Source organism: Streptomyces sp. NPDC027962 (assembly GCF_055566095.1).
The window spans coordinates 24,854-34,035 of sequence record NZ_JBVHTA010000061.1 but is presented as its reverse complement, the minus strand read 5'-3'; the positions used below and the strand labels follow the sequence as shown (position 1 = coordinate 34,035).

Annotated in this window: 9 protein-coding genes, 1 pseudogene and 1 riboswitch; of the genes and pseudogenes, 3 read left to right on the top strand and 7 right to left on the bottom strand. The window is 71.6% G+C overall.

Features of this window, described 5'->3' with window-relative positions; genetic code table 11:
- Nucleotides 1-87: 87 nt before the first annotated feature.
- A pseudogene (locus tag ACZ4SA_RS34630) lies at nt 88-665 on the bottom strand (hypothetical protein).
- 114 nt (nt 666-779) lie between these two features.
- Here ACZ4SA_RS34630 and ACZ4SA_RS34625 point away from each other — a divergent pair.
- Nucleotides 780-1,073, top strand: coding sequence for a hypothetical protein (locus ACZ4SA_RS34625; protein ID WP_356629135.1), 294 nt, complete (start codon nt 780-782; stop codon nt 1,071-1,073).
- Between the two features lie 341 nt (nt 1,074-1,414).
- Here the strand turns inward: ACZ4SA_RS34625 and ACZ4SA_RS34620 are convergent, their stop codons facing one another.
- From ACZ4SA_RS34620 to ACZ4SA_RS34610, 3 genes are read right to left on the bottom strand one after another with little or no spacing between them, the layout of a single operon-like run.
- Entirely contained in the window at nt 1,415-2,494 is a 1,080-nt protein-coding gene (locus ACZ4SA_RS34620; RefSeq protein WP_468282060.1) for a prenyltransferase/squalene oxidase repeat-containing protein, read from the bottom strand.
- Nucleotides 2,491-3,225 (bottom strand): class I SAM-dependent methyltransferase, encoded by a 735-nt coding sequence (locus ACZ4SA_RS34615; protein ID WP_468282058.1) that lies wholly within the window; start codon nt 3,223-3,225, stop codon nt 2,491-2,493. The genes ACZ4SA_RS34620 and ACZ4SA_RS34615 overlap by 4 nt, the downstream gene beginning before the upstream one ends.
- A gap of 35 nt (nt 3,226-3,260) precedes the next feature.
- A complete protein-coding gene (locus tag ACZ4SA_RS34610; protein ID WP_468282056.1) occupies nt 3,261-4,583 on the bottom strand; it encodes a glycosyltransferase family 4 protein in 1,323 nt (440 codons plus the stop codon).
- A gap of 177 nt (nt 4,584-4,760) precedes the next feature.
- Here ACZ4SA_RS34610 and ACZ4SA_RS34605 point away from each other — a divergent pair, with 177 nt between their 5' ends.
- On the top strand, nt 4,761-5,432 hold the full coding sequence (locus tag ACZ4SA_RS34605) for a TetR family transcriptional regulator (RefSeq protein ID WP_468282054.1): 672 nt from the start codon (nt 4,761-4,763) through the stop codon (nt 5,430-5,432).
- Here the strand turns inward: ACZ4SA_RS34605 and ACZ4SA_RS34600 are convergent.
- From ACZ4SA_RS34600 to ACZ4SA_RS34590, 3 genes are all read right to left on the bottom strand, one after another.
- Nucleotides 5,429-5,953, bottom strand: coding sequence for a hypothetical protein (locus ACZ4SA_RS34600; protein ID WP_468282052.1), 525 nt, complete (start codon nt 5,951-5,953; stop codon nt 5,429-5,431). The genes ACZ4SA_RS34605 and ACZ4SA_RS34600 overlap by 4 nt on opposite strands.
- 90 nt (nt 5,954-6,043) lie before the next feature.
- A complete protein-coding gene (locus ACZ4SA_RS34595; protein ID WP_468282050.1) occupies nt 6,044-6,277 on the bottom strand; it encodes a ferredoxin in 234 nt (77 codons plus the stop codon).
- On the bottom strand, nt 6,277-7,737 hold the full coding sequence (locus tag ACZ4SA_RS34590) for an aldehyde dehydrogenase (RefSeq protein ID WP_468282048.1): 1,461 nt from the start codon (nt 7,735-7,737) through the stop codon (nt 6,277-6,279). The genes ACZ4SA_RS34595 and ACZ4SA_RS34590 overlap by 1 nt, the downstream gene beginning before the upstream one ends.
- An 80-nt stretch (nt 7,738-7,817) precedes the next feature.
- Here ACZ4SA_RS34590 and ACZ4SA_RS34585 point away from each other — a divergent pair, with 80 nt between their 5' ends.
- Nucleotides 7,818-8,894 carry an MBL fold metallo-hydrolase gene (locus tag ACZ4SA_RS34585; RefSeq protein WP_468282046.1) on the top strand — a complete coding sequence of 359 codons (1,077 nt, stop codon included), beginning with the start codon at nt 7,818-7,820 and terminating at the stop codon, nt 8,892-8,894.
- 68 nt (nt 8,895-8,962) lie between these two features.
- Nucleotides 8,963-9,037: riboswitch (cobalamin riboswitch) on the top strand.
- Nucleotides 9,038-9,182 lie beyond the last annotated feature (145 nt).

Sequence of the window (9,182 nt, the reverse complement as noted above, 5' to 3'; positions counted from 1 at the left end):
CGTACTGGACGTACCTGGATGACTCCGACAACGCAGCGAGTGTGCGTGCCAGGCGTCGTGGGCCAGGCGGGACTTTCGAAACACGCCCTAGCCCTGTCCGCCCAGTTGGGACACCGAGGGGACCTTGTCGGCGACCGGTGCGCCCGCGCTCTTCCCGGCGTCTTCGACCCCGCTGATGACCGATTCGAAACTGCTGACGTCCTTCTCACTGACGTTGCCGTCGCGCCCCATGTCCTTGAGCTTCTCGATGCCCTTGCCGAGCGGGGCGACCGCCTTCGCCAACAGCGGGTCGCCCTTGGCGTTCTGCACGGCGGCCCTGAGCCGGTTGTACGTGAACGCGCCCGCCAGACCCGCCTTGACGAGCGCGAACGTCCGGCCCTCTGCGCCCTTCGTGAACTTGCCCTCGCGGTACGGCTTCACGATCCACTGGTACGTCGCCCCGGCGGCGAGACCGGCGTTGGCGACGAAGCGGGACTTGGCGAACCTCTGCTGCTCGGCGGAGGACGAACCCGACGGCGTCGCCCGGGCGCTGCCCGCCTCGTCGCCGTCCCCGCCGCACGCCACGGCGGAGCCGAGAGGGCGCAGCACAGGACCAGCGCGAGCAGGGCGCGGCGTACCGGACCGGTCGGTGTCGTGAGGGTGGCGGCGGTCACGGCGGCCTCCATGGGCGCTGCGAGCAGGCGGGCAGACGCCTTCGACCCTCTCTCCGGCGCGGCGGGGCAGCCATCGGTGTTCACCCGAACGGGTTTCACACGCGCACAAGCGGCAAGACGCTGAGCATGACAACACGCGCGAGCACCAACACCACTACCGCGGCGAGAATCGTCGCCGTCATCGCGGACGTCATGGCCTTCGTCATCGGCCTGTGGATCCTCATGTACCTGCTGGACGCCAACCGCGCGAACGACCTCGTGGAGTTCGTCCGCGAGACGGCACGGTGGCTGGCCGGCTGGTCACACGACCTGTTCACCTTCGACAAGGAGTGGGCACGGGTGGTCGCGGGCTACGGCCTGGCGGCGATCGTGTACCTCTTCGTGGGCCACGCGGCGGCGGGCGCGCTGCGCCGCCGCTAGGCACGCGGCAGCGCGCGCTGTGTTCCGGGGGCTCCGCCCCCCGGTCCCCCGCGCCTCAATCGTCGGCGGGGCTGTGTGTCCTCCGGCCGAAAAGGGGCGCGTGTGCCGTCGGCGCGGCTGGAACGTGCCAGTCCCGGGGCGCCGCCCCCAACCCCGCACCTCGAACGCCGACGGGGCTTGAGTTGCCCGTCGGCGGGGCCGGATGCCACGGAGCGGCCATTTCAGCCCGTCCGGCGTTTGAGGACACCGCGCGGAGCGCGGTACGGGGTCCGGGGCTTGCCCCGGTAGCGGGAAGGGGCGGGGAGGGGCACAGCCCCGCAGGGCCACGGCCCCACCCTCCCTCACTCCAAACCGCAGCAGTCCGGCGCCAACCCCCTCGGCAGGCGTTCGCCCCCGAACACCATCGTCGTCGCCTCGTCGCCCCCCAGCGCCGCCACCGCCAGCAGCAGCGAGCCCGCCGTCCACGTCGTCAGTTCCTCCGGCCACACCGCGCGCTCTCCCTCGAAGACGTAGCCCGTCCAGTACAGGCCGCCTTCTGCGCGAAGGTGCTGGATGGACTGGAGGATCTCCAGCGCCCGGTCGGACTCGCCCATCGCCCAGAGCGCGAGCGCCAGTTCGCAGCTCTCGCCGCCCGTCACCCACGGGTTCGGCAGCACGCACCGCACGCCCAGGCCCGGCACGACGAAGTCGTCCCAGCGGGACTCGATACGGGCTTTGGCCTCCGCCCCGGTCACGGCGCCGCCCAGGACCGGGTAGTACCAGTCCATCGAGTAGTGGTCCTTGTCGAGGAAACGCTCGGGGTGGCAGCGGATGGCGTGGGCCAGTGCGCCTGCCGCGAGTTCCCAGTCGGGCTGCGGCTCCTCGCGTTGCTCGGCGATGGCGAGCGCGCAGCGCAGCGCGTGGTGGATCGACGAACTGCCCGTCAGCAGCGCGTCGTTCACCGCCGTCCCGTCCACCTCCCGTTTCCAGCCGATCTGGCCGCCGGGCTGCTGCAGCCCCAGCACGAACTCGATCGCGGCGTACACGACCGGCCACATCCGCTCGAGGAAGACCTCGTCGCCGGTGGCGAGATGGTGGTGCCAGACGCCGACCGCGATGTAGGCGCAGAAGTTGGTCTCGCGGCCCCGGTCGGTCACGGCGTCCGCGTCGCCGTCGTGGTAGGCGGCGTACCAGGAGCCGTCGCCGTTCTGGTGGGCGGCCAGCCACTCGTACGCGCGTGCCGCCGCCTCGTGCTCGCCCGCCGCGTCGAGCGCCATCGCGGCCTCGGTGTGGTCCCACGGGTCGAGGTGGTGGCCACGGAACCACGGGATCGCGCCGTCGGAGCGCTGCACGGCGAGGATGCCGGCGACGGTCTCCCCGGCCTCCTCCGCGCTCAGGACCCCGGGCAGGACAAGGTGTTCTGTACGTCCGGGAGTGGTCACGCCTGGACGACCTTGGGCAGGTGCGGCTTGGTCGCGTAGGCCACGAAGCTCTTGCCGATCAGCGGGTTCAGCGCCTGCTCGGCGACCCGTGTGGCCAGCGGCTTCTTCATGATGTCCCAGACGAGCAGCTTGTGGTACGCCTTCACGGGCAGCGCCTTGTCGTTGTCGACGCCGAAGGCGCACTTGAGCCACCAGTACGGCGAGTGCAGCGCGTGCGCGTGATGGGTGCCGTACGGCTTGAGGCCCGCCTGCTTCATCTTGGCGAGCAGTTCGTCGGCCCGGTAGATGCGGATGTGGCCGCCCTCGACCTCGTGGTAGGCGTCGCTGAGCGCCCAGCAGATCTTCTCGGGGCCGTAGCGCGGCACGGTGACGGCGATACGGCCGCCGGGCTTGAGGACGCGGACCATCTCGGCGAGCACGCCCTTGTCGTCGGGGATGTGCTCCATCACCTCGGAGATGATGACCACGTCGAACGACTCGTCGGGGAAGGGCAGGCCCAGCGCGTCGCCCTCCATCGCGGTGGCCGACGCGCCCTCGGGGGCCTCGCCCGCCTCCTTCATGGCGGCGAACCACTTGGCGACCTCGCGGATCTCCTCGCCGTTCTGGTCCAGAGCCACGACCTGCGCGCCGCGCCGGTAGCACTCGAAGGCGTGCCGGCCGGCGCCGCAGCCCAGATCGAGCACACGATCGCCCGGGGCGAGCGGAAAGCGGGAGAAGTCGACGGTCAGCACGGGGGTCTGCCTTCCTGGGGGCGGAGCGTTGGGATTCAGTGGGTGCGTACGGGAGCGGCGGAAGCCGCCGCGATCGCTTCGCGGTAGCGCTCGGCCGTACCGATCGCGGCCTGCTTCCAGGTGAAGCGCGCCAGCACCCGGTCCCGGCCCGCTGCCCCCAGCCGGGCCCGCAGGTCCGGGTCGCCGAGGAGCCGGCGCAGAGCGGTGGCAAGGGCCTCCGCGTCGCCGGGCGGTACGGCGAGGCAGGTCTCGCCGTCGGGGCCCGCCACCTCGGGGATCGCGCCGCCCGTGGTGGCGACCAGCGGCGTGCCGGTGGCCATGGCCTCCGCGGCGGGCAGCGAGAAGCCCTCGTACAGGGACGGCACGCAGGCGATCTGGGCGCTGCGCACGAGGTCGACCAGTTCGGTGTCGGTGATGCCCTTGACGAACCGGACCGCGTCCTCGAGGCCGTAGCGCTCGATGAGCTGCGCCACGGGGCCGTCCTCGGCGCGCTTGCCGACGACGACGAGGTGGGCGTCCGGTTTCTCCGTGCGCAGTTTGGCAAGCGCCTCGACGAGGTGGACGAGCCCCTTGAGGGGAACGTCGGCGCTGGAGGTGGTGACGATCCGGCCGGGGACCTCGGCGACCGCCGGATCCGGCGAGAACAGGTCGGTGTCGGCGCCGACGTGGACGACGTGGACGCGGTCACGCCGTACGCCCAAGTGGTCGACGATCTCCTGCTGCGAGGAGCCGGACACGGTGAGCACGGACGGCAGCCGGCGGGCGACGCGCTTCTGCATGCGGGTGAAGCCGTACCACCGGCGCACGGAGGCGCGGCGCCTCCAGCCGCCGGCGGCGTCGAGGTCCAGCTGACGGTCGACGGTGATCGGGTGGTGGATGGTCGTGACGAGGGGCGCGCCGAGATCGCCGAGGAGGCCGTAGCCGAGGGTCTGGTTGTCGTGGACGACGTCGAACTCGCCGCGGCGGGCCAGCAGATGGCGGCGGGCGCGCAGGGAGAAGGTGAGCGGCTCGGGGAAGCCACCGGTCCACATGGTGGCGACCTCGACGGCGTCTATCCAGTCGCGGTATTCGTCGCGCTTCGGCGTACGGAAGGGGTCCGGGCTGCGGTACAGGTCGAGGCTGGCGAGCTCGGTGAGCGGCACGCCCTCGTCGAGGACCGGGTAGGGCTGGGCGCCTATCACCTCGACACGGTGGCCGAGGCGGGCGAGTTCCCGGGACAGGTGCCGTACGTAGACGCCCTGACCGCCGCAGAACGGGTTCCCCTTGTAGGTGAGGAGAGCGATCCGCAGCGGAGCGTCAGCGCCGGTCGCGCCGGACGTGCCCGCACGGGGGCCGGCCTCTATGGCCTCTGCGGTCACCCGGGGCCCCCTTCTCACTGCGTTTCGGCGGAGCGTAATCGGTCGCGCTAATCTAGAACAAGTTTCAGACTTGATCGTTCAAGGAGCTTCGAATCTACCGGGCGGTAGCGCAACTGTGACCGGCGGATCAGGTGATTCCCGCCACGGCGGGCACATGAAGGACGGACAACGGGACTGATGACAGCGGAAGGCAGGTCGGCGGCACTGGCGGGCCCCGCGTCGCCGCCTCTCACCGAGCGGCAGGAGGCGCGCCGCCGCCGCATCCTTCACGCGACCGCGCAGCTGGCGAGCCGGGGCGGCTTCGACGCCGTGCAGATGCGCGAGGTCGCCGAGTCCTCGAGCGTCGCGCTCGGCACGCTGTACCGCTACTTCCCCTCCAAGATCCATCTGCTGGTGGCGACCATGCAGGACCAGCTCGAGCACATGCACCAGATGCTGCGCAAACGCCCGCCGGGCGGGGACAGCGCGGCGGACCGGGTGGCGGAGACGCTGATGCGGGCCTTCCGTGCGCTGCAGCGCGAGCCGCATCTGGCGGACGCGATGGTGCGGGCGCTGACCTTCGCGGACCGCAGCGTGAGCCCCGAGGTGGACACAGTCTCGCGCCAGACGACGGCGATCATCCTGGACGCGATGGGGCTCGAGAACCCGACCCCCGAGCAGCTGTCCGCGGTCCGGGTCATCGAGCACACCTGGCACTCGGCGCTGATCACCTGGTTGTCGGGGCGGGCCTCGATCGCACAGGTGAAGATCGACATCGAGACGGTCTGCCGCCTGATCGACCTGACGGCACCACAGGCCCCGCCGGGCCCGGCAGCACCGCGGAGGCGGCGTGGCCGGGCAGGGCGTTAGGAGTCCTTGTTCTTCTCGAGGTCCTCGCGGAAGAGCCTCTCGCACGCGGGGCCGTTGTCCGTCGCGATGAACTGGACCAGCAGGAAGGTGCCCTTCTGGCCCTGGTGGCTCGCCTTCAGCGTCCAGCCGTTCTTGTCCAGCGACTTGATGGTCGAGCCCTGCTGCTCGAAGTCCTGCGACTCCTTCCAGCCGCCCTTGGTGAGGGTCGCGACCGTGTCGTCGTAGGACTTCTTCGCGTCGGCGGCCTTCTCCGCGTCCGGCTGCCAGGAGATCATGCAGTCCTTGAGGGCCGGCGGGATGTCGTCGTCGCCCGGCTTCTCGGTGAAGCCGGCCGCCGTCGCCGCGTCCTCGATCTCCTTGGTGACGGTCGCGGCGTCCAGGCTGCCGCCGGCCTCCGCGGGCCCGGCGGAGACCGATCCGTCCGCACCGCCCTTGCCCTCGTCCGAGCCGCCCTCGCCGCCGCAGCCGGCCACCAGAAGCATCACACCGGCAGCCGCGGCCGCCCAACTCGCCTTGCGCACAGATTTCCCCATCCCGCGTGCGCGCGGGCCCGACGCCCGCGCGGTCAAGGGAGCAGTCTTGCACGGGAGTTCGTGCGGCATTCGCAACAGCTAATCCTCTGGTGGGAAGATCGGCTCGCCGCTGTCCGCGCGAGTCAGCGTGATCGCCTCGACCGGGCAGTTCTCCGCCGCCGCGAGGAGCTGCTCGCCTGCGTCGGCCGCCTCGGCGCGGGCGTGCGACTGGCGGGCGGAGTCGAGTTCGAAGGCGGTCGGCGCCTGGCCCACGCACATGCCTGAGCCGATGCACACGCTGCGGTCCACTTCGATGTGCCAGCGGTCTCCCATCAGGCGCTCCCGTATCCGGCGGGCAGGTGGATCATCTTGTGCTCGAAGTACGCGCCGTAGCCCTCGGGGCCGAACTCGCGGCCCAGGCCGCTGTTCTTGTAGCCGCCGAACGGGCCCAGCATGTCGAGGCTGAAGGTGTTGACGTTGTACGTGCCCGTCCGCACGCGGCGTGCGAAGTCGACGCCGTGCTCGACGTCGGAGGTCCAGACACTGCCGCTCAGGCCGTAGTCGGAGTCGTTCGCGATCGCGGCGGCCTCGGCCTCGTCACCGTACGGCAGCAGGCAGATCACCGGGCCGAAGATCTCCTCGCGGGCGATGCGCATGGAGTTGTCGACGCCGCCGAAGAGGGTCGGCTCGACGTACCAGCCGTGCTCGAGGCCGGCCGGGCGGCCGCCGCCGCACAGGATCTTGGCGCCCTCGTCCTGGCCGATGCCGATGTAGTCGAGGGAGCGTCGCTGCTGGCGCCGGGCGACGAGCGGGCCGACCTGGGTCGCCGCGTCGAGGGGGTCACCGACGACGAGCGCGGACGCCGCGGCGGCGAAGGCCTCCGCGATCTCGTCGTAGCGGCTGCGCGGCGCGAGGATACGGGTCTGGGCCACGCAGGCCTGGCCGTTGTTCATCCAGGCGGCCGGGACAATGCCCTCCACGGCCGTCCGGAGGTCCGCGTCGGGCAGGATCACGGCGGCCGACTTGCCGCCGAGCTCCAGGGTGACGCGGGTGAGGTTGCGGGCGGCGACCTCCATGACGCGCTTGCCCGCCGCGACCGAGCCGGTGAAGGAGACCTTGTCGACGCCCGGGTGGCCGACCAGGTATTCGCTGACCTCGCGGTCCGCGGGCAGGATCGACAGCACTCCCTCGGGCAGCCCGGCCTCGCACGCGATCTCGCCGAGGAGGTACGCGTCGAGCGGTGTCTCCGGCGACGGTTTGAGGATGACGGCGCAGCCCGCGAGCAGCGCGGGCCCGAGTTTGGCGGCGGCGGTGAACTGGGGCACGTTCCACGGCACGACAGCCGCGACGACGCCCACCGGCTCGCGGCGCACCAGGATCGGGCCGAGGACGCCGGTGCGCTGCTCCTCGTGGGTGAAGTCCCGGGCGACGGCGATGGCCGAGTCCCACACCATCATCGCGCCGAGTGCCTGCGCGAGGACGCTCCACGAGTACGGGGAGCCGTTCTGCGCACTGATGGTCCGGGCGATCTCCTCGTGCCGTACGGCGATCGCGTCCTTGATCCGCCCGACGGCCTCCATGCGCTCGTGGAGTGTCATCCGCGGCCAGGGTCCTTCGTCGAAGGCCCGGCGTGCCGCGGCCACGGCCCGGTCCACGTCGGCCCGCGAGGAGTGCGGGACACGTCCGATGACCTGCTCGCTGTGCGGGGAGATCACCTCGATGACGTCCGTGCCGAGCGGGGCCGTCAGCTCGCCGCCGATGAACAGTTCTCGGTGTTCCACAAGCTCGGTCATGACTGCTGCCTCCCGCCGGGCCGCACTATCTGACACAGTTTCAGAACTGATACCAGTTCTAGTTACAGGGGGCAATGGGCATGCCGTCGACGACAGATGAGGCCCCGGACGATGTCCCGGCTCCGCGCGTGACCGACCACGGCGGTGGCGTCCGCTCCCTGCGCGTCCCCATCCCGGACAACCCGCTCGGATACACCCTCGTGCACCTCCTCGACACCGACCGCGGGCCGGTGCTCGTCGACACCGGGTGGGACGACCCCACCTCCTGGGAGACCCTCACCGCCGGACTGGCCGCCTGCGGAACGTCGGCCGCGCAGATCCACGGCGTCGTCGTCACCCACCACCACCCCGACCACCACGGCCTGTCCGGCCGCCTGCGCGAGGAGTCCGGCGCATGGATCGCGATGCATGCCGCCGACACCACGGTCGTGCGCCGCACCCGCGAGGCGGAGCCGGGGCTGTGGCTCGACTATCTGGCCGGCAAACTCCAGCGCGCCGGGGCGCCCGAGGCGCACATCGCGCCCCTGCGCGCCGCGCGCGCCGCGGGCGGCGGAGGCGGACTGCCCGGAATGCGCCCCGCCCTCCCCGACCGGGACATCGTCCCCGGCGAACTGCTCGACCTGGCGGGCCGCAGACTGCGGGCAGTGTGGACCCCCGGCCACACCCCCGGCCATGTCTGCCTCCACCTGGAGGAGACCCACCCGGCCGGCCGCCCCGGCAACGGCCGTCTCTTCTCCGGCGACCACCTGCTGCCCGGGATCACTCCCCACATCGGTCTCTACGAGGACCCCGACGACGCCACCGTCACCGATCCCCTCGGCGACTACCTCGACTCCCTGGAACGCGTCGGCCGCCTCGCCCCCGCCGAGGTACTCCCCGCCCACCAGCACGCCTTCACCGGCGTGGAAGACCGGGTACGGGAACTGCTCGCCCACCACGAGCAGCGGCTGTCCGGACTGCTGACGCTGCTGGCCGAGCCGCTCACCGCCTGGCAGGTCGCCGAGCGGATGGAGTGGAACAGGCCCTGGGCGCAGATCCCGTACCGCTCGCGCAACATCGCCGTCTCCGAGGCCGAGGCCCACCTGCGGCGGCTGGTGAAGCTGGGCCGCGCGGAGGTCGCGCCGGGCGGGGAGCCGGCCCGGTACGTGGCCGTGTGACCAGCGCCCCACGTTCACATGTGCGACCGGCCGGTAGAGTGTCGGCGTCGTCATCATTACCCGTACGGGGGGAAGCCGGTGCGAATCCGGCGCTGATCCCGCAGCCGTGAGCCGCCTGTCCGAGGCGGCGAGCCGGAATGCCCCGTACGCGGTCGTGACCGGCTCGTGTCACCGGCAGCCCGCCGGTGACCGGCACCGTCGAGGCATACGGAGCCGGAGCCCAGGTGCGTGAGCGTGCCCGTGCCCGGATCCCCGCCGGGAGTACCGCAGGAGAGGCACCGCCCCGCC

What these genes read in the sequence shown, in the direction of transcription:
- ACZ4SA_RS34625 (WP_356629135.1), top strand. Translation starts at nt 780, where the DNA reads ATGACAACACGCGCGAGCACCAACACCACTACCGCGGCGAGAATCGTC.
- ACZ4SA_RS34605 (WP_468282054.1), top strand. Translation starts at nt 4,761, where the DNA reads ATGACAGCGGAAGGCAGGTCGGCGGCACTGGCGGGCCCCGCGTCGCCG.
- ACZ4SA_RS34595 (WP_468282050.1), bottom strand. Translation starts at nt 6,277, where the DNA reads ATGGGAGACCGCTGGCACATCGAAGTGGACCGCAGCGTGTGCATCGGC.
- ACZ4SA_RS34590 (WP_468282048.1), bottom strand. Translation starts at nt 7,737, where the DNA reads ATGACCGAGCTTGTGGAACACCGAGAACTGTTCATCGGCGGCGAGCTG.
- ACZ4SA_RS34585 (WP_468282046.1), top strand. Translation starts at nt 7,818, where the DNA reads ATGCCGTCGACGACAGATGAGGCCCCGGACGATGTCCCGGCTCCGCGC.